The organism is Zhongshania aquimaris (assembly GCF_019312595.1).
Taxonomy (GTDB): Bacteria; Pseudomonadota; Gammaproteobacteria; order Pseudomonadales; family Spongiibacteraceae; genus Spongiibacter; species Spongiibacter aquimaris.
In genome coordinates this window covers 253,239-272,825 of the sequence record NZ_JAHWDQ010000003.1, presented here as the reverse complement: position 1 = coordinate 272,825, position 19,587 = coordinate 253,239, and the positions used below count along the sequence as shown (strand labels likewise).

Annotated in this window: 14 protein-coding genes; 10 read left to right on the top strand and 4 right to left on the bottom strand. The window is 48.6% G+C overall.

Annotation, left to right across the window (positions count from 1 at the left end):
* Positions 1-2 precede the first annotated feature (2 nt).
* The gene (locus KXJ70_RS12820; RefSeq protein WP_219043909.1) at positions 3-938 is read right to left on the bottom strand and encodes a 2Fe-2S iron-sulfur cluster-binding protein; all 936 of its coding nucleotides are present in this window, start codon (positions 936-938) and stop codon (positions 3-5) included.
* A gap of 43 nt (positions 939-981) precedes the next feature.
* Positions 982-2,127: a 23S rRNA (uracil(747)-C(5))-methyltransferase RlmC gene (gene rlmC, locus KXJ70_RS12815; RefSeq protein WP_219043908.1), complete on the bottom strand. Its 1,146-nt coding sequence runs from the start codon at positions 2,125-2,127 to the stop codon at positions 982-984.
* Positions 2,128-2,261: 134 nt separating this feature from the next.
* On the opposite strand from rlmC, the gene KXJ70_RS12810 reads away from it, so the two are divergent.
* Together KXJ70_RS12810 and KXJ70_RS12805 are read left to right on the top strand one after the other, a co-directional pair.
* A complete protein-coding gene (locus KXJ70_RS12810) occupies positions 2,262-2,948 on the top strand; it encodes a class I SAM-dependent methyltransferase (RefSeq protein WP_219043907.1) in 687 nt (228 codons plus the stop codon).
* A 114-nt stretch (positions 2,949-3,062) separates the two neighbouring features.
* Positions 3,063-3,464, top strand: a complete 402-nt coding sequence (locus tag KXJ70_RS12805) for an NINE protein (protein ID WP_219043906.1) — start codon at positions 3,063-3,065, stop codon at positions 3,462-3,464.
* Positions 3,465-3,500: 36 nt separating this feature from the next.
* On the opposite strand, the gene bcsG is transcribed toward KXJ70_RS12805, so the two are convergent.
* Entirely contained in the window at positions 3,501-5,114 is a 1,614-nt protein-coding gene (gene bcsG / locus KXJ70_RS12800) for a cellulose biosynthesis protein BcsG (RefSeq protein WP_219043905.1), read from the bottom strand.
* A 213-nt stretch (positions 5,115-5,327) separates the two neighbouring features.
* On the bottom strand, positions 5,328-6,935 hold the full coding sequence (locus KXJ70_RS12795; RefSeq protein WP_219044226.1) for a BcsE family c-di-GMP-binding protein: 1,608 nt from the start codon (positions 6,933-6,935) through the stop codon (positions 5,328-5,330).
* A 202-nt stretch (positions 6,936-7,137) separates the two neighbouring features.
* Between KXJ70_RS12795 and KXJ70_RS12790 the strand changes: the two genes are divergently transcribed.
* The 8 genes from KXJ70_RS12790 (at position 7,138) to KXJ70_RS12755 (ending at position 19,564) form a co-directional block, all read left to right on the top strand.
* Positions 7,138-7,329, top strand: coding sequence for a hypothetical protein (locus KXJ70_RS12790; RefSeq protein WP_219043904.1), 192 nt, complete (start codon positions 7,138-7,140; stop codon positions 7,327-7,329).
* Positions 7,329-8,105 (top strand): cellulose biosynthesis protein BcsQ, encoded by a 777-nt coding sequence (gene bcsQ / locus KXJ70_RS12785; RefSeq protein ID WP_219043903.1) that lies wholly within the window; start codon positions 7,329-7,331, stop codon positions 8,103-8,105. The genes KXJ70_RS12790 and bcsQ overlap by 1 nt, the downstream gene beginning before the upstream one ends.
* Positions 8,098-10,758, top strand: coding sequence for a UDP-forming cellulose synthase catalytic subunit (bcsA, locus tag KXJ70_RS12780; protein ID WP_219043902.1), 2,661 nt, complete (start codon positions 8,098-8,100; stop codon positions 10,756-10,758). Before bcsQ ends, bcsA begins: the two co-directional genes overlap by 8 nt.
* Positions 10,755-13,016, top strand: a complete 2,262-nt coding sequence (bcsB, locus tag KXJ70_RS12775; protein ID WP_219043901.1) for a cellulose biosynthesis cyclic di-GMP-binding regulatory protein BcsB — start codon at positions 10,755-10,757, stop codon at positions 13,014-13,016. Before bcsA ends, bcsB begins: the two co-directional genes overlap by 4 nt.
* On the top strand, positions 13,016-14,149 hold the full coding sequence (bcsZ, locus tag KXJ70_RS12770; RefSeq protein WP_219043900.1) for a cellulose synthase complex periplasmic endoglucanase BcsZ: 1,134 nt from the start codon (positions 13,016-13,018) through the stop codon (positions 14,147-14,149). The genes bcsB and bcsZ overlap by 1 nt, the downstream gene beginning before the upstream one ends.
* On the top strand, positions 14,146-17,907 hold the full coding sequence (locus KXJ70_RS12765) for a cellulose synthase subunit BcsC-related outer membrane protein (RefSeq protein WP_219043899.1): 3,762 nt from the start codon (positions 14,146-14,148) through the stop codon (positions 17,905-17,907). The genes bcsZ and KXJ70_RS12765 overlap by 4 nt, the downstream gene beginning before the upstream one ends.
* Before the next feature lie 71 nt (positions 17,908-17,978).
* Positions 17,979-18,233: a hypothetical protein gene (locus KXJ70_RS12760; protein WP_219043898.1), complete on the top strand. Its 255-nt coding sequence runs from the start codon at positions 17,979-17,981 to the stop codon at positions 18,231-18,233.
* A gap of 8 nt (positions 18,234-18,241) precedes the next feature.
* Positions 18,242-19,564: a glycosyltransferase gene (locus tag KXJ70_RS12755; protein ID WP_219043897.1), complete on the top strand. Its 1,323-nt coding sequence runs from the start codon at positions 18,242-18,244 to the stop codon at positions 19,562-19,564.
* The last annotated feature ends 23 nt before the right edge of the window (positions 19,565-19,587 follow it).

The window sequence follows — 19,587 nt, the reverse complement described above, 5'->3', positions numbered from 1 at the left end:
TTTCAGCGCTGGGAACCAAAGTTAATAAATGCTTCAGTAATAATATCCCTCGGTGATGCGCCAAGCATAAAACACCGTTTTCTGATTTTCTGTACAAAATCTTCGCCACCGCAAATATACACTCGCTGCCCGCGCAAACTCGGAAATTGATTGCCGATTATTGTCTCGGTGTTGTCAGTGAGATCAGTTTGATACGAAAAAATTGCGGCGCTATTTCTCAGTGCGTCCAGCTGTTGCTGAGCGTAATTCTCCGTTGTGTGATCAAGGGCGAGAAGGTGGATGTTCGCGTGATGCCCATAGTCTTTCGCATCGCGAGCAATTCCTATTAGAGGGGCAATTCCGGTTCCCGCGCCAATCAATAATAGCGGCTGATTTGCGAATTCTTGGTCGTAAACAAAGTGGCCGAGGGGGCCTTGTAAGTGAATAACATCCAGTATCTCTGCTGAATTGAACAGTTGCTGACTAAAGAGCCCATGTGGATGAGCGCGTATATGAAGTTCTACAAATGGGTCTAGGCGAGCCACACTGGCAATGGAGTAGCAACGGGCAATATTGTTAATCCAGAGCGTAATATATTGGCCGGCGCGCCAGCGCAAGCGGCAACTTAGACGAAGGCGTAAGGTTCTTTCATCAAGTTGTGTTTTATCTATGATAGTGGCTGATATTTTTTGCTCGGAAATATCGACGGCGTTAACGTCTATATCCTGCTCAGGAATGCACTGACAGGCTAGAAAGTGGCCTTGCCGGATCTGCTGCTCAGTCAAACCCGGCTGGCAGTCATCGGGGATTTGATCGGGTGCTGCTTGAAGTGTGCAAGCCTGGCAGGCACCGGCACGACAGCCATAGGGTATTGAGATCTGATTGCGCAGTAGGGTATCTAGTACCGACTCGTCGCCTGCGCTCAAATAGTCGTGTTCTTTAAACCGAATAGTTGGCATGTAGTGTGTTGCCGAGTGTCGAGAAGCGATATTGCCACCCAGCTCATATACGAGCTAGCAGCACTAAGACTTCATAGTGAGCGGTATTGGGGAACATATCAAATAATTGAACGGTTTGAATGCGGTAGCTTGGCAGTTGGATCAGGTCTTTAGCCAGTGTTTTGGGGTTGCAACTTGAGTATAAAATATACGGAGGATTAATAGCGCACAGGTCTTCGCACAAGGCTGAGCCCAAACCCCGGCGCGGCGGGTTGACAATGATAATGTCGGGTGCCGCTATCGTATCTGCATTGTTCGCTTTTTTATCTGTGAACACGGCGGAGTCTAGAGCGCGAAAGTTGACTCTCGATTCAAGGCCTAGTTCTTTCGCGCTGCGCATTGCACAGGCGATCGCCTCAGCTTCAATTTCAATTCCGCTAAGTGTTCGTTCGGATATGAGGCAGTGCAAGCCAAAGCCACCAGAGCCGCAGTATAAATCCCAAATATGGTGTATCGGTAAAGTAGAAAGCCACCGTGCGGCGGTCGCATATAATTTTTCCGCGACATGGGGGTTGGTTTGGAAAAAGCCCTTTGGCCGCTGATATAGCGGTATTCCATTTAGGGTTTGGCGCAGCCATGGCGTGCCCTTTAAAAGCTGTTCGACCGGACCTTCCAGGATAGCGGCGTGAACTGCTTGAATATTTGCTGAGACGGTTTCAATTTGTGGGTATGCGCTGAGCAAAGCCGGAAGTGCAGCGTTTATAAGCGGTATGCTGTCTTCACTTCGCAAGACTAAACGCAGCATAAATATCCCGACTTCATTCTGGTTTAGAAGAAGATATTTTAATTCACCGCGGCGCTGTTTTATGTCATAGGGGACAATATTCAGCGTTGTCAGCCAATCTTCCAGCGCTTGTAATACGGATTGCATTTGCTCAGGATAGAGTGGGCAATCGCAAATGCTGACGGGTTTCCCTTTTGGTGACAGGATGCCGAGTTTGACTTGTTTGGCGCTGCCGAGGACCACCATTTTTGCCTTATAGCGGAAACCAAACTGTGGCGAGCTAACCGTCGCTAATAAAGGCGGCGGAGCGAGGGGCGTGAGCAGTGCTAAAAGCTCAGCCTCTTTTTGGGCAAGTTGCTGCGTGTAGCTGGTGTCTAGCCATTGGCATGAGCGACATTGATAAGAGTTGTAATGTTGGCAATGCACTTGCTGGTTCGCTTTGAATAGTAAACCGACGTTATAAGCCGGTGTCAGTGTTGCTGCAAGAAGATTTACTCATTTTGTTATTTGATGATTTATGAATCATGGTGACAGGCTCTGGGGGCGAGTGAGGGTGTAGTGTGGATAATCGCGATAATGATGATGTAATAGTTCAAACGTGGCATAAGAATGTTGATGCGTGGACTAAGGCAATACGCAGCGCTGAAATTCGTAGCCGCGTCACGGTTACCGATGCCGCCATTGTTAATGCGGTGGTAGCCGAAGCCCCCGAGCTTGTTTTAGATCTTGGTTGTGGCGAAGGTTGGTTGGTGCGAGCCTTAAGCGATTTGGGTATCAATGCTGTGGGCATTGACGCGGTACCGGGGTTAATAGCGCGGGCAAGTGCGCTAGGCGGCAGTTTCACACAGATGTCCTATCGGGAGTTTGCCGAAGGCCAATGGGGTCGAAAAGTCGATTGCGTGGTCTGTAACTTCTCCTTGCTTGGCAATGAGATTGTGGCTGAAGTTCTCCATGCCATAGCGGATACGCTTACCGCTCAGGGCTGCTGCATAATACAAACATTACACCCTAACTACAGCGGCGAGCCCTATTGTGACGGCTGGCGAGAGGGCAGCTGGGCAGGTTTTAGTGACGAATTCACCGATCCTGCACCCTGGTATTTCCGAACGCTGTCATCATGGCTTAGCCTGTTTTCGAGCGTTGGTTTACATCTTCAAGAAATGCTGGAGCCGCTTAACAACACGACAGGGCAGCCAGCTTCGGTAATTTTTGTCGTATCGTCAAAGTTGAAGCGTGGGAAACCCTAGGGCTTAACTACGCAAGTTACTGGCGAATGGCACTTTAGCTTACCGCTGGAATCCCCTACACTTCGATTTTTGCTTTGTAGTCTAAGCATAACTCCATTGCGGGAAGTATGATCAATGAACGACACCCATAGCAAAGTAGTAGCTTATATTTTGTGGATTTTTGGTTTTATGGGCGCCCACCGTTTTTACTATGGTCGCCCGATAAGCGGAACAATCTATTTTTTTACTTTGGGACTGTTTCTGATTGGTTGGTTTGTTGATTTATTTTTAATTCCGAGCATGGATAGGGCTGCCGATGCGAATTATGTGTCTGGCACAACGAGTTATAATTTTGCGTGGATACTGCTTACTTTTTTGGGCGTGTTCGGTTTGCACCGGTTTTATCTGGGGAAGTGGCTGACCGGTATCCTGTACTTGCTGACGGGCGGCCTGTTTCTATTAGGCGTGATTTACGACTATTGGACCTTGAATCAACAGATAAACGACAAGAACTCGGCGCTATTCAGTTTGCGTTGAGGGGCTCACCCGGCAGCCCGAGCTTGGCCTAATTAATTATTTGCTTGTGCTGTAGGGAGTCCAAGTTTGTTTGTCTAGGGAAATAAAATATTCCTTATTCACCTTGATGACAGTGCTGCCTTCATTTTGAGATACCGGTGCGGTTTGGGGAAGATTTGAACTGAGCTGCGCTGCGCTAAAATGAGTCTGATCGAAAACCTTTTGTTCAAGGATATTGGCCAATAATTGCGATAGCGCTTGGTGGCTGCTGGCTTCTCTAACATGAAAAATCGCGTCACTGCGCTGTAAGTTTGGGCCTATTACCTTCGCCGCCACGGGTATGTGAGTGATAGAAGGAGATGGCAATTCTCGCATCCCAGATATTTGCATCTTGTCGCCTCGCAATCCAGCGCCATGCTCAGGTATGAGTACAACGACAATGTTCCGGTTAGATTTTTCTAGATTCTCTAGGAATGTGGCAAGCTCATCAAAAAGGGTATTACCTCGTTGTTGGTAACTTGCCACGCCAAAAACCGTTGGCTTTTTAAGTATGCGATTACCGTCGTGAAGGCTGGTGGTATTGTATAGTGCAGCGACGCGATCATTGTCTAAGGTCTGTCGATTCTTCCACCATGCGTTTAGCATTCCTGCGTCGTTGTAGATCAACGCACCTGAAAAATCTTTTTGGGTGGCGGCCACGCCGGTATGGGGGAAGGGGGCGGAGCTAATGCCACTATAACGCTGAGTTCTTTCTAAAAAGGAATCAAAAACGCCGTCGTGGTTCAGGATCAGTTCTTTGCCGTAGCCGAGCTGTTCTAACTGATGAAACAGCTGGCATTCTGGGTCCACCGGCCCATACAAGGTGCTGTGCTCTGCTTGGCCACAAGTGGCTCGGCTTAAGCGGATGATCGCTGGTCCGCTGTAGCTTGTGGCGGAGTTGAACGCGTCAAAGACGATATCGAATTTTTGGAATAGTGGGTGATCATCGAGGCCAGCGAGCTTGATATCATCGACACCGAGGGAGCAGACACTCAACAGTAGAATGTCGAATGGTGCACTTTGAGTGTCAGTGTTAGGGAACTGGGTTCGGCGAGATTTCTCGGTGCTAAAAAATGTGTCGAGATAGCGATTCAGTGCCGCGTTGCTGGTGTCGTTTGACGATGTTATCGCGCTCTTTGTTGTATTACTTGCTGTTTGTGTCGCGACGGGTGGTGTGGTCAATGTGCTTATACCAGTTGCCACAATGGCAATCAGGACAAGTGATGTGACCCTAATCGATTTCGCCATGTAGTAGTAAATACAAGCAGCTGCGACTCCAGCTAAAAGCATTTTTAGGGATATAAAACGACTAAGCAATTCAATGAGGTAACTGAATTCAAAGCTTAGAAGCTGATCAAATTGCGAAAAAAGACGCGATAGCGGTGGCATGAACGAGTCGTAGTGTAGCAACACGGCCGCGACTGGGATGGCAATAATTTGTCGAAGGACTTTGCCATAGTGATTGCGGATTGGTAGCAGCAAACAGGCGGCAAATGTAAAGTTTTCAAGTGCGTGAAAGTCGATAAGGCCTTGAGTGTACAACGCTATTTTGCATATAAAATAAAGATTCCACCAACCGAGGCCGGCAGGTAGCACCACGGTTTCTACTGCAGTGTTGTGCTTCGATCTCATGCATCCACCTTGGGTTCAATCGCGCGGTCAGATTGTGTCGCTGATTGGTAGGGCTTGAGAAACCTGGGTTTAATTAGGTGTTTTCGGACCTGTTGAGCTACATATTGGCTGATGTCTCGCAATGTAAAGCCAATAAAAAGGCCCGCACTGAGCGCAACTATAAGCGTAAGTAAAAAGCTTCTTATATCCATTTTTTCTAGCCTAGCCTCATGTCTATTCGATTACATACGGTGTCGCAAGCGGCACAGCTATGAGGTCTTTGGTTTTATTTGTCTGACTTTTTTCAGGGTTGCTTGCCAATAGTTTTTGGCCGATATCCATCGGTATACCATCGGTCGATAAGTCGATAAGTTCTAGCTCAGCTGCAATGTCGTCTGGGTCATGAATGATAGACTGCGAGCCAAACGCATCCTGCACCGGCAGTACTAGTGAGTTGCGCAATGCGACAGCCACATCGTTGAGTCGGCAGGCGTGCAAAAAAATGTAAATAAATCCGCGACAAACGGTAATTAAATCGCCATCCCGCTTTATGGAGCAAAGGTTAAGTGATTGCTCTAAGCTGATACCACGCAGTGGTTCAAAGCGCACCAGTATATGCTCGACACCTGAATAGCGTTGCGAGTCCATGGTTTTAGTGACAGAGCTGGCAAAGACAAAAGAGTCAGCATAACCGCGATAGTTAGACGTTTGCCTGCTTTCGAGTAAGCCATAGAGTGTGGGCGGAAGTTGGCGTACAACATTAATGTTTCGAATTGCATCAATAAGGCTTACTAGTCTTGTGCTGGTGATGATGTAGGGAATAATTTGGGTGGCGCCTGCCTTAAGCAGAAATTGCTCGTCCGCGTAGCGAAGGCACTGTACGTTTTCCCTGATGAGAATTTTTATATTCTGTCGATACTTCGAACGGAGCTGGTAGGTCATTGTCGCCAGCTCGACCACCTCAGTAGGCGATGAGCAGGCTAAAATTACTGTTGCACTATGCAGTTCATCGAATGAATTCATGATTAAGTTGTTAGAAGCAACAACGGTACCGATGTCCAGTTCAGATGAAATTTCACTCGCTACGCTAGTGGTGGTGACTATCTCGCTGTGCGCGGAGCCAGTGTTAAATGCTGCGCCACTATCGGCAGTGTGTTCGCGGGGAATGTCGATAGCCTTTAAATTGGCCTCTGAGTTAGTGGTAAGTAAAAACTCTTGGTCCGCGATGACTTTGGCGTCGGAGTTCCAGTGGTGGATAAAGTATCGGTAGTGATGGGTGTCTAGTGCGTAAACGCTACTAAGCCCTGAGAGTAAATTGTTGGCATGCAAGGCCGCCGTTTCAATCGTCTTTTCTGAACCGTGACATAGGAACAGCACAGTATGTTGGTATTGTCTGGCCCAGGCTTGCCATTTCCCCAGCACCTTGTTCAGCTTTTTCTGCTGCTTGCCAGGAAAAGACGTTGCCTTGACAAAAATGATATATAAGCGCGGCTTGGTGGGCGCGAGTTTCTTTAAGTCCCTGAGTAAACTGCCAACGGACCCTGACGTTATCTCTTCCGGATCATGCCAAAAATGCACCCGTTTGCATTGCTTTTGTAGACATTGATCTAATAACTGCGAGGCGTCGCTATTTAAGCCTCGGAATAACTCATCTGGTGTGCACAGGCCGATGAAGTCTGGGGAGTCGTTGCGTTTGCAGATACTTGAGACAAGCGCGGACAGGTGTTTTTTCCCCGCGCTTAAGCAGAGGTAAACTGATCCAACTGTCATTTCGCTGCCGTAACTTGGTATGTCCGCAATGCCAAGTGAACGCGATGTACTCTCAGTATCAGTGTCTAAAATTTGAGATTTCCTTTGCCAGCAGACGAGTTATGAGGCCATACACTTTGTGACATCAATTTTTCGAGCTAATATGCTGGAAATACTAAACTATTTCAGTGGCTTGGTGTAGCTACTTAAGTGCTTATTTGGAAGCAGGCATGTATCATCGTTAGTCTAAATTCGCATCTTTCACGTATGCTGGAAAACAGTGAGGAGCACTGTGTTGTCGAATAGTAGCCGCGATATTAATACCGCATATGGCGCCTTTGGTGATGATGCCTCCGGGTATCAAGAATTGAGTGAGAATGAGTACGTTCTCTCTATATTGATGAAGTGGCCTGCGCTGGCACATATGAATGGATTGGAGCGTCATCCCCCGCTGCGCAAAGATGATAAAATAGGGATAACTGCCTAGTGCCACTTGTTATTATTTCAGGACAGCGCGGTGGCGCTGGCGCAACGACGGTTGTGTCAAATTTAGCGGCGAGTCTGCAAAATGCAGGCGAGCAGACCCTATCAATTGATTTGCATCCAGATAATCAGCTCTGCTTGCACTTTGGTGTGTCTCAAGAGTCTGTCAGTGGTTGGGCGCAAGCAATTGCTACCGGAGCGGATTGGAAACAATGTGCTTTCCAGGCTAGTGATGGGCGACGTATTTTGCCATTTGGCGAACTAGCACCCTATCAATTCAAGCGATTTCGGGAAGTGTTGATGTCATCGATAAAATCGATTGCGGATACATTTGCTGTGCGACAGGACGAGTGGGTGTTGATTGACATGCCGGTGGATCGCCAGCAAGCACTCAGCGATAACTTGATTAGTGAATGTTATCAAGCAATATATGAACTGGCCGATTTTAGTTTCTATGTTGCCCATCCAGATTTGGGTACGTATCGGCTGCTAAAGCAAGCCGCGTTGAATGGTGAAACCCTCGGTGACAAACAGCTCTATCTTCTCAATGAAGTTGATACCAATTCAGCATTGAGTTTGGATATTGAGTTACTGCTAAAAGCAGAATTTGCGGCGCAGGTTTTGCCGGCATCTATTCACCGCGACACCGCTGTGCCAGAGGCAGCGGCGTATATGACTGCCGTTAACACGTATATGCCTAGCAGCCAGGCGAGCAGTGACTACCATTCTCTAGCGCTATGGTGCTTGGGGCGTTTAGGTGAGGACGCTGAAAATGCCTAAGGTGGTTGACATCAGCGAGTTGAATTCCGCGGAGCTCATACCGGTAATGAGGCGCTATTACGCTAGCCGAATGCTCGCATTTCGTGGACTTAAACCCTTTCGACTGGCCGGCTTTATAGTGGTCCCGCTCTGGCTGAGCCTGTGTTTTGTGTTTCTAAAACCGACCATCGCCGGTGTGGAAAGCTGGAAATTGCCTCTGGTCTATTTTCCCCATATCAATTTTAGTCGGCCTCGGGTTAGTGATCTATTTCGATTCCTGATTCAGCTCTGCTGGGTAATCGTTGTTCGGCAGTCGCCTCCGGCACGAACCCGAATAGGTGTCGACGGCGGGGAACAGCCTTCCGACGAGCCTTTAACATTGCTATGGCGTTTTATCTCTAAATGTAAGGCGCTGCTGTTTGCTAATGTACTTACACGGAGTATGAGCCGTTACATTCAGCAGCTCGAGTCGCAATCTACGAGTACAAGTAAGACACCATCGAAAAAGCCTGTTTTTCTGACAGCGCTAGCGAGAACCATAGTCGGGGTCTTATTAGTCATATTGGCGCTGATGAGTTTCACTGTGCCACTGACAGTCGAAGATCAATTTATTTTCGTCAGCCTTTTGTTCCTTCTTGCATACGCACTCAACCGTGTTCCCGGCCACCTGCCGCTGATGTTAATGGTGGGGATATCACTGCTTGTTTCCGGCAGATACGTCTGGTGGCGCTGCACCTCGACCTTAAATTTTGATGACCCAATTGGGCTGGTTTTTGGCATTGGTTTGCTAATGGCGGAGGCCTACGCCTGGCTTGTTATGTTGTTGGGTTATGTGCAAAACATCCGGCCGCTGCACCGAGGCACCGTCGCCTTACCCGCTGACTCTCGCGAATGGCCAAGTGTCGACATTATGATTCCTTCATATAATGAGGATTTGAGTGTCGTGCGGGCAACGGTATACGCCTGCTTGGGCTTAGACTGGCCTAAAGAGAAGCTACATATTCATATTCTGGATGATGGCAAGCGCGATAGTTTCAAAGACTTTGCCGCAGAAGTTGGTGTGGGCTATATCCGGCGGCCGACCAATAATCACGCGAAAGCGGGCAACATCAATTACGCCTTGGCACAAACCAGCGGTGAATATGTCGCGATATTTGATTGTGACCACATTCCCACCCGTGTTTTTTTACAAATAAGTATGGGCTGGTTTTTAAAGGATCCGAAACTCGCATTAATACAGACACCACACCACTTTTTTTCGCCGGACCCCTTTGAGCGCAATTTGTCTAACTTCCGAAAAGTGCCGAACGAAGGCGGGCTATTTTACGGCTTAATACAAGATGGTAATGACCTCTGGAATAGCACCTTTTTCTGCGGCTCCTGTGCAATATTGCGGCGCGGACCATTAGAGGAGGTAGGCGGTATCGCCGTAGAGACGGTAACCGAGGACGCCCATACATCCTTGCGATTGCATCGTCGCGGATACCACTCTGCCTATTTACGAGCGCCACTGTCGGCGGGTTTGGCCACCGAAACCTTGTCGGCACATATAGGTCAGCGTATTCGGTGGGCGAGGGGGATGGCGCAGATACTGCGAACCGATAATCCGCTGTTTGGCCCAGGACTAAAATGGCAGCAACGGCTCTGTTATTTAAACGCAATGCTGCACTTTTTGTCGGGTATTCCGCGCTTGATATTCTTAACGGCGCCATTGGCCTTTTTGATTTTTCACGCCTATGTAATATACGCGCCGGCGATGGTTCTGGTCTTGTATGTACTGCCTCATATACTGCATTCCAGTATTACCAATTCGCGGATGCAGGGAAAATATCGCTATTCCTTTTGGGGTGAAGTCTATGAGGTTGTTCTGTCTTGGTATATTGCGCGACCAACCACAGTCGCTCTGTTTGCACCTAAAAAAGGTAGTTTCAATGTTACCGCAAAGGGCGGCCTAGTCGAAAACTCCTATTACGATTGGGTTATATCTAAACCGTATATGTTACTTGTTCTCGCCAATTTTATAGGTTTGGGTTTTGGTTTATATCGTTATTTTAATGGTCCGGAGAACGAAATCGGCGCTGTTATCGTCAATATGACCTGGACGCTCTACAACGTTTTGATTATTGGCAGTGCGGTTGCCGTTGCCTCAGAAATGAAACAGGTACGTCGAGTCCATCGAGTAGACACGAATATACCCGCGAAGGTGAGGTTGAATAGTGGTCATCTCATTCAGGCGACTGTGATGGATTTTTCACTAGAAGGCCTTCGAGTTGCCGTGCAGGACATGAGTAGATTGCCCCGTGGCCAGTTCGATATTGACATTATTTTAATGCGAGCTAATCGCGAGTTTACCTTTCCAATGCGCAGTGTTTACACCCTAGATAATGCTATGGGCTTGCATCTGAAACCGCTGAGTACCGAACAAATGACTGATTTTGTGCAGTGTACCTTCGCCCGAGCAGATACCTGGGTGAAGTGGCAGGATTCCTATGACTATGATCGTCCAATGGCAAGTATGGCTGCGGTTTTCCGCGCTGCGGTATACGGCTATCGACGTCTATTTGCCTTGGCGCCGCGGCCATTTCCCGATATAGCGCGGTGGTTGGTGAGGCGTTTTAAATATTTATCTTCCTTTAGTCCTAGAAAAGCGTTGCCGAGAGCAGAACAGCTATGAGTATTGCTAGAGTCCGTATTATAGATATCTTCGTGTTAGCGCTAATAATGCTTTCACCGTTTTCCTACGGAGAACCGTTGTCGACATTGGTCGACGAAGAGCCTCCGATTATAGAGCGTGACTTTCCGCTAAGTGATATCGGTTATGGCGGCTCGATTGAATTGCAAGGCAGTAAAAGCGACACCCATATCGGCTTTGGCTCGCGGCTCGATGAAGTGATTACCGGCGGGGAGTTCGATCTACGTTTTACTAGTTCACCGGCCCTGCAGGCGAAATATTCCCATCTAAAGGTGTATTTTAATCAGGAATTAATGAAGGTTATTGCCGTCGAAGAAGGCAAACAGGGGCAGATGAGCGGTGCAACAATACCGTTGGATTCGCGGTATTTTGCAAATTATAACCAGATTCGCATTGAGCTTGTTGGCCACCTGGACCTTGAATGTTGGAATCCTGACGATCAAAGTATTTGGGCAGAGATAAGTAAAAGTAGTCGCTTGCGTATCACGTCGCAAAAAATTCGCCTACGCAATGAACTGGGCTTTCTTCCCGCGCCGTTTTTTGATGAAAGGGAATTTACGAAATTAGTATTGCCGGTGGTTCTGCCCAATTCCCCCAGTATTGAACTCGTTAAGTCTGCCGGTATCACCGCCTCTTATTTTGGCGCTCTGTCGCAGTGGCGCGGCGCTGAGTTTCCAGTGCAGATTGATGCTGTGCCTAACCAGCAACAGCACGCCTTGGTTTTCATGACAAACGACCAGCGGCCGGCATTTTTAAAGGATTTTCCGCCTGTAAATAAACCCACTCTGCAGCTTATTAGTCATCCTGAGAATCCCTATAGCAAGCTTTTGCTTATCATGGGCAGCGATACTTCAGAATTGTTAACGGCCGTAAAGGGTTTGGCATTGGGGAATTCGCTACTTACTGGATCGTTGGCGGAGATAAATAGGGCGCTGCAAATTAAGCCGCGTAGGCCTTACGATGCGCCAAATTGGGTGCGCACAGATAGAAAGGTCTTGTTCTCTGAATTAGTCAATAATAAGCAGGACTTACAAGTTGTAGGGCGAAATGCCTCAGCGGTTAAAATTAACTTGCAGCTGCCACCTGATTTATTTACCTGGCGGAGTCGCGGAATTCCAATGGATCTGGAGTATCGCTACTCTCCGATGTCGGAGGATTACGACGGCTCGCGTATGAGTGTGTCGATTAATAAGCAGTTTGTAGAGGCATTTAATTTAACTAAAAGTGGTGTCAGTGGCAGCGAAAATCGAGTTCGAATTCCACTTGTTGCCGATAGTCTTGCCGGTGGTGAACTGGTTCGAATTCCGGCGTTTAAAGTCGGCAGTAAGAATCAGTTAGAATTTCAGTTTGCTTTCTCTAGTGTCAGCAATGGGGCTTGTAAAACCGTTCCGGCAGCGCCGCCAAACGCGGTAGTAGACGGCAGTTCTAGCTTGGACTTTTCTGGCTACCCGCACTACATCGAGATGCCGAGCTTGCGTGCATTTGCAAACGCGGGCTTTCCATTTACACGCATGGCGGATTTAAGCGAAACAGTTGTAGTGCTTCCCAGTGAGCTAAACACCAGAGAGATAGAAACCTATCTTCAGTTATTGGGCTTTATTGGCGCTAGCTCTGGCTATCCGGCGGTGGGCGTGGAGGTCGTGAATGACTGGGTTCCGGCACAATTAAAAGATAAGGATATTCTTGCGATTAGTGTTACACCAGCGCTGCGCACCGCAATGGCTGACTCCGATGCCTTGCCGATGATATTGAGTGAAACAGAGCGGGTTATCTCTATTCCCGTTCGCAATCGCCAAGCGTCATTGAATATAGGTGAGAATGGCCGCGCAATTGATAATGAAGTTGCGGACAATGTGAATGTGAGTGCTACAGGTGGTCTAGCCGCCGTGGTGGGCGCCGAATCCCCTTACACACCCGGTCGGAGTGTAATTTCAGTGATGGCGGCTACGACTGATGATCTTGCGAAGGTCAGCGCTGCATTTAACGATAGTGGCAAAATTTCGGCGATGTTCGGTTCGGTCGCGGTGTTTCGCGAAGACCGGGTCAACAGCTATCTGGTTGGTGAGCGTTACTATGTTGGCAAGCTCCCGATATGGCAGCTAATTTGGTACCACTTTTCAGAACATCCTTTCATCTTATTGGCGTGCGCAGCATTGCTCATTACTATGTTGGTAATCGTGATATGGCGAATTCTTAATCAGATTGCGGCGATGCGTTTGCGTGCGGGCGAGGATGAATAGTGAAGTATGCTCTGCTGTTCATAAGTGTACTGCTTGCGTTTCCAGCGTCGGCTGATCCACTTTGCGAGTGGCCCCACTGGGAGTCGTTTAAGGCAGCTTACATCGAAAATGGCCGGGTAATAGATCGCAGTGATCCTCGTCATATTACGACCTCAGAGGGGCAGTCTTATGCGATGTTTTTTGCTTTGGTGGCAAATGACAGAAGCAGTTTTGATCAAGTGCTGGGCTGGACGCAGCGGGAGTTGGCGGGAGGCGATCTAGCTGCTTATTTACCTGCGTGGTTGTGGGGGCGGCTCGATTCAGAAGACTCCTCGCGGGGTGGCAAGAAATACGGTGTTCTCGACAATAATTCAGCGTCGGATTCTGACCTTTGGATCGCCTATAGCTTGATCGAGGCGGGGCGACTTTGGCATCACTATTATTACGCTTCGCTGGGCTATTTATTACTAGAGCAAATACGGCGCTATGAAGTGGTAGATATACCCAGCTTAGGATTGAGCCTGTTACCGGCCCCAATGGGGTTTGCTAGCGATGGCGAGTTTCGAGTGAATCCGAGCTATGCGCCGCTGCAAATATTAGATCGTTTTGCCACGCTTTATCCGCAAAAAAACTGGGATAAGGTGTCTGCGAGTGCATATAAGCTACTCTTACAATCCATGCCAAAGGGCTATTCCCCCGATTGGGTAAAAATACCTGCTGGGAGCAGTGCTGCCAACTGGGTATTGGATGTGGGAAGTTATGATGCGATTCGTAACTATTTATGGGTTGGTATGCTAGCCGATTCACATCCGCAAAAGCCAACGCTGATTTTGGCGATGAAACCAATGGCCGACGCCGTAGAGAAAAATGATGGACCCCCTGAGGAAATTAATACCAGTACGGGTGTGTATTCAGGTACCGGCCCGGCGGGATTTTCAGCGGCCTTGCTACCATTTTTGACACAGTACGATAAAAAGGAAACGCTTATCCAGCAGCGCGAACGCGCCGCTGGTTTGCTAGCTAATGCCACAGAAAACGAGCGCTACTACAGTTCGGTGTTGGCCTTGTTTGGTGTTGGTTGGGATCAAAACTATTTCCAGTTTTCTAAGGATGGCGCGCTGCATACTGCTTGGCAGACGGGGTGTCAGTCTTGAAGTTGTGGCGTTGGGTATACTTTGCGGTCTTCTTGCTACTTTCCGGTTTGCTATATCAGTGGTTTTTTAGTGCTTCACCTAGTTCCGAGCAGTCGTCGCCGGCTGAATTTGGCTTTGAAAGCGTGGATAGTCAGGCATTTGAACGCAATGAAAGTGACAAGTTTGGCGATGACCCGGTAGTTGCTGATTTAGTAAAGCGAATGCAATTGGCCGATGCGCTGGAAAAACCTGACTTATTAGAAAGCGCCTTAGACCGCTTGTTGTTGCTAGAACCAAATCATCCTGCGGCGTTTTTTTTTCAGGCGCAAAAAGCCTTAATCAATGATGATGTGGATCGGGCGAAGGCAATTTTAGCGGCGAGAAAATTAGCTGATCCGGACTCCTTGGCGACGCGCCAATTGTCAGCCTACATCTTAAGTATGAGTTCCAAACGAAATGCTTTGCAGCAAGCGCGTATTTTTCGGCGCGCGGCTCGTTACGGTGATGCACTTGCAATATATAAAGCGCTTTTTCCAGATGGTATGCCAAGTTTAAAGCTGGAGCTGGAGCTTCTTGATGTCTTAAGCGTTATCAAAGGCAAGGAAACGTATGTCTTATCTCGCTTGATCGACCTAAATCGCGAATATCCCGATGTTGCTTTACTTGAGCTTACCCTTGCCGAATTCCAAAGTCGGCAAAACCCGCATGATCCAGTGGCGTTAGCGACATATCGACGATTGGCGCAGGGCGACGGTCTCGGGCGCAGAGCGGCCGACTCGTGGCTGCGAACGCTTGGACGCTTGCCGCTAGGCAGTGCTGTCTTGGCGGACTATGCGCTTTTGGCTGAGCGCTATCCTGCCGATCTCGATATCCAAAATAGTTACCGCAATGTCTTAAAGCTACAGGCAGAAGAACGAGAGCGTTTGAAGGATCCGTATTACCGAGCAAAAAAACAAGGTTTGGCTTTGTTGGAGGCGAATAGAGTTACTGAGGCAGAGCCGCTGCTGCGCTATGCTTTGCGCGGTCGCAGTGAAGATGCTGAGGTGAACGGTGGTGTCGGCACCGTATACATGCGGCGTGGGGATCACGATCGTGCCTTACACTATTTCAAGAATGCGGCGCGCTACAATCAAAATCCAGATATGAATAGCAAATGGGCTAGCTTGATAAAGGCCAGCAGCTATTGGTCAAGTTTGCGCAGAGCTGAGGCGTATATAAAAAGCGGCAGATATCAGCAGGCCCAACAAGAGCTGAATATTGCTTTAGAAATCGATCCATCTAATCCGGAAACCTATGTTGGTTTAGCGGATCTTGCGATTGCGAACGCTAAGCCATTAACCGCCGATGTTTATTATTTAGAGGCGTTGCGACGTGATTCAAGCAATCGCAGCGCACTGTGGGGTCGTGTGCAATTGCGCCAAGCAGTAAGCGGTCGTCGGGCAGCCTTGGAGTTAGCCGAGACCGAATACTCCGCGCCACAGCGACGGCGTATTGCCGAGCAATTGCAAATCCTTAGAATTGACGAAGACTTGGAAGCGCTTGCCGGAATTAATCCGCAACGCAATCGCGACGGCTACATTGCGGCGATTAATCGTGTTCTTGCGAGGCAGCCAAGGTCACCGTGGCAACGTTCTGATTTAGCAAATGGCTTAGTAACAGTGGGGGAACAAGCTCGCGGTGATGCCCTTATGGCGGATTGGGCAGATAAAGATAAGAGCGCTGAAATGCGCTTTGCCTATGGTTTGTATTTATCTGCTCGCGGCGATGTAAAGCGTGCGGTGTCGGTATTGGAGAGTATTCCCGCTGATCAGCGCAGTGCCGCAATGCAAAGTAATTTAATGCGCCTATCGTTGGAGCAAAATTTGGCGGGTATGCAGGCGCCGATTAGTGATAACTCTGTGGAGCGCAGCCGGCAGCTTGATCAGTTGATAAGCCAATACCAGTCGCAAGCAATTGCGCTGCTGCGCTTGGCAGAAATGTGTGTTGATCTGGATGAGCGAGAGCGAGCTGAGGATATCGCGCGCCGATTAGTACCCGAGGATTCATGGGCATTCGAATCGCAATTAGACTACGGTCGTTTACTATTATCTTTAGACCAGTTCGACCAGTTTATGCGTTGGCAGCAGCGTTTGCGTGCTGAGTCGGACTCGCCGGCGGAGCAGGCGCAGTTAGATGATTTGTCCCTTGAGTATGATCTCGCAAGAGCGAAATATTACACCGAACGTGGCGATATGATTATTGCGTATTCGATGTATCAGCGCGCAGCGGAACACACCGGCGCCGGTCAATTGTCGGCACGTATTAGTTTATTAAAAATGTCAGTAAAAATGGCCAATCAAGCTGAGCTAAGTGCACAGAGCGATGCAATACTACAGGATGGTGATTCGCTCAGTTCCGGTGACATTATAGACATCGCTCAGCTGCTACATGACGCTGATGCGACATCGGAACGCGATAGATATATGACGCTGTTAGAAACCCGGGGTGACCTAAGTGCGCAGCAGCTTCGCCAGGCGATGTTGCTGGAAAAGTCTGCGCGGGATTGGGATGCCAGTGAAAAATATGCCTATGCCGCATTGCAGCAGGTGAGGGTAGAAGACAACCCAGCTCTAGCAACACAGCAGCTGAGTCAAAAACAACTCTATCAGTTAGCTGACGATGACTACTGGTTAACGAGTAGTGTTAAATCGACGATTGATGACATTCGTGAAAGGCGTGACGGCTACATTAAATTCGGTATAGACCACAATTTCCGTAGCGGTAGTGATACGACATCGCAAATTCCGGTAGAAGTGCGCTGGCCAGTGCCGTCCTTAGATGGTCATTTATTATTCCGCGTAGATTATGTCAGCGCTAAGTCTGGCACAGTCGATTACCTGGAACCAGGTGCCTCGCCACCGACAACAATAACGCGCCTACCATTTTCGGAATCCGCTCGCGGTATGGCAATTGGTATCGGTTGGGAGGCGGACACCTGGCATGCCGATATTGGGACTACGCCAATCGGTTTTCGCGAGTCTAATATTGTCGGTAGTGCAGGAGTAAAAGGCAGCCTCGGAGACGTCGGCTGGAATGCGGTTTTATCGCAGAGACCAGAAGTGAGCTCGACACTATCCTATGCTGGAATGGAGGTGCCCTTAGGCGCTAATTTTGCAGGAGCCGAGTGGGGGGGCGTCATTCTAAGTGGTGCAAAATTGGGCTTGAGCTATGATCTTGGTGGTGCCAACGGCTATTGGGCAAGCTTGCAATATCACTTAATTACGGGCAATCAGGTCGCAGACAACACGCGAATTGGTTTACTGGGGGGTGTCTATCATCGGTTGATAGACGAGGAGGATCGTAAATTTCGCGTTGGTTTGAATGTATTGCATTTTCAGTACGACAAAAATTTAAGCGAAGATACCCTTCAGCATGGTTCTTATTTCAGTCCACAAAATTATATCTCGGTGTCATTGCCAGTTCGATATTTTGGCCGACACGGTTCTAAATGGTCATATCTTTTAGGCGCCTCTATCTCCAATTCTTGGTCTAGCGAAGATGCGCCTTATCTACTCGGGACAGGCAGTTCATCCGGTGGTGGTTTTGGTTACTCACTTGAGGCTGCTCTGGAAAAGAGAGTCAGTAAACGCTGGTATGTTGGTTTGGCTGCAGATATACAGCGCGCAGATTTTTATGAGCCAAACCATGTGGTGATGTACGCAAAGTATACGTTTAATGATCGCTGGCAGCCAATATGGACGCCACCGGAGCCGCCAATTCCCTACAGTGATTTTGATTAATTATTTGCGCACATCAGGCACTTTAGAAATAGTGGGCTGAGTTTGTCGTTGCTGTTTTGAGGGTTTAGAAAATGTTTCCCATACTTGTTCTGTTCGCGTTGTTTACTCTGCTGAGTGCTTGTTCTAACCAACCTTTACCACATCAATCAAATACCGAATCACGTGTTGTTGGCGGTGACCGCGACGTAAAAGGCTGTATTCGGTCGGCTGGCTATTCATGGTGTGAGTATACCGCGCAATGCGAGCGACCTTGGGAGCTTGCTGCGGAACAGGGCTTCGCACTTGAAAATGAAGGTTTTATAAATTATTGCGCCGAGGCTGATTAAGCAAAAATATGACTGATCTCTCGCATAATGCAAACCTCGATGCTCCGGATTCGTCCTTGAACGTGCTAATTATCGGCTATGTTTGGCCCGAGCCAAACTCCTCTGCTGCCGGGCGTCGAATGATAGATTTGATCTCGGTGTTTAAGCGTCGTGGAGCGAGGTTGACCTTCGCGAGCGCGGCTCAGCGCAGCGAGCACAGTGTTGATCTAAGCGAAATGGGCGTGAATGCGGTAGACATTGTCTTAAATTGCGCGAGTTTTGATGAGTTTGTTAGCGGATTACAGCCCGATATCGTGTTGTTCGATCGGTTTTTTACCGAGGAGCAATTTGGCTGGCGTATTGAGCGCAGCTGCGAGTCAGCACTGCGTATATTAGATACCGAAGATTTACACTGCCTGCGTCACGCTCGACATCAAGCTTTAAAACAAGGTCGCGATGTGCAGCGCAGCGATCTTTATAGTGAGCTAGCGCAGCGTGAAATCGCAGCCATTTGGCGCTGTGATCTCAGTCTGATCATTTCTGAATACGAACTCGTGCTATTGCAAAATACCTATGGCGTAGCAGCTGACATATTACATTATTTGCCCTTGCTTTCGACCTTGAATGACGAGGACGTGGCGACATGGTCGGGGTTCGACAGGCGTGAACATTGCGTTGTGATAGGCAATTTTCGCCACGCGCCAAACTGGGATGCGGTGCAGTATTTGCGGACGGCTATATGGCCCAAAATTCGCCAATCTCTACCTAAGGTTGAGTGTCATATTTACGGTGCCTATCCACCACCTAAGGCCCAGCAGCTGCACAATGACAAACTCGGGTTCTTAATTAAAGGCTGGGCAAAAAGTGCAGCCGAGGTGGTGGGCTGCGCGCGTTTATGTCTGGCTCCTTTGCGCTTTGGCGCGGGCCAAAAAGGTAAGCTACTGGAAGCAATGGAGTGTGGTACGCCATCGGTAACAAGTGATATTGGTGCCGAGGGAATGGGTGGTGATATGCCGTGGAGCGGGGCGGTGGTAGGTGGTTTGCCACCATATTCTGATGCCTTTGCAGATCAATTTGCCGCAGCGGCGATACAGCTATATCAGTCAGCAAATGACTGGCAGATAGCGCAGTTTGCAGGTAAAAATTTAATTGCTTCGCGCTTTGATCGCGATGTGTATTTGCCTTTGTTTGAACAGCGTGTAGACCTATTGCTGAGCCGTCTAGAATCGCATCGCCAAAGCCATTTTAATAGTATTATGCTGCGTCACCAGACCTTAAAAAGTCACCAGTATATGTCCCAGTGGATAGAGGCTAAGACACGTTTAGCCGCGATTGATACCGACGTTCTTTGAGCATTGCTTTTATCCTTTAAATC

Excerpts from the sequence above, each read along its gene's own strand:
- KXJ70_RS12820 (WP_219043909.1), bottom strand. The coding sequence starts at position 938 with ATGCCAACTATTCGGTTTAAAGAACACGACTATTTGAGCGCAGGCGAC.
- KXJ70_RS12805 (WP_219043906.1), top strand. The coding sequence starts at position 3,063 with ATGAACGACACCCATAGCAAAGTAGTAGCTTATATTTTGTGGATTTTT.
- bcsG (WP_219043905.1), bottom strand. The coding sequence starts at position 5,114 with ATGAGATCGAAGCACAACACTGCAGTAGAAACCGTGGTGCTACCTGCC.
- bcsA (WP_219043902.1), top strand. The coding sequence starts at position 8,098 with ATGCCTAAGGTGGTTGACATCAGCGAGTTGAATTCCGCGGAGCTCATA.
- bcsB (WP_219043901.1), top strand. The coding sequence starts at position 10,755 with ATGAGTATTGCTAGAGTCCGTATTATAGATATCTTCGTGTTAGCGCTA.
- KXJ70_RS12760 (WP_219043898.1), top strand. The coding sequence starts at position 17,979 with ATGTTTCCCATACTTGTTCTGTTCGCGTTGTTTACTCTGCTGAGTGCT.
- KXJ70_RS12755 (WP_219043897.1), top strand. The coding sequence starts at position 18,242 with ATGACTGATCTCTCGCATAATGCAAACCTCGATGCTCCGGATTCGTCC.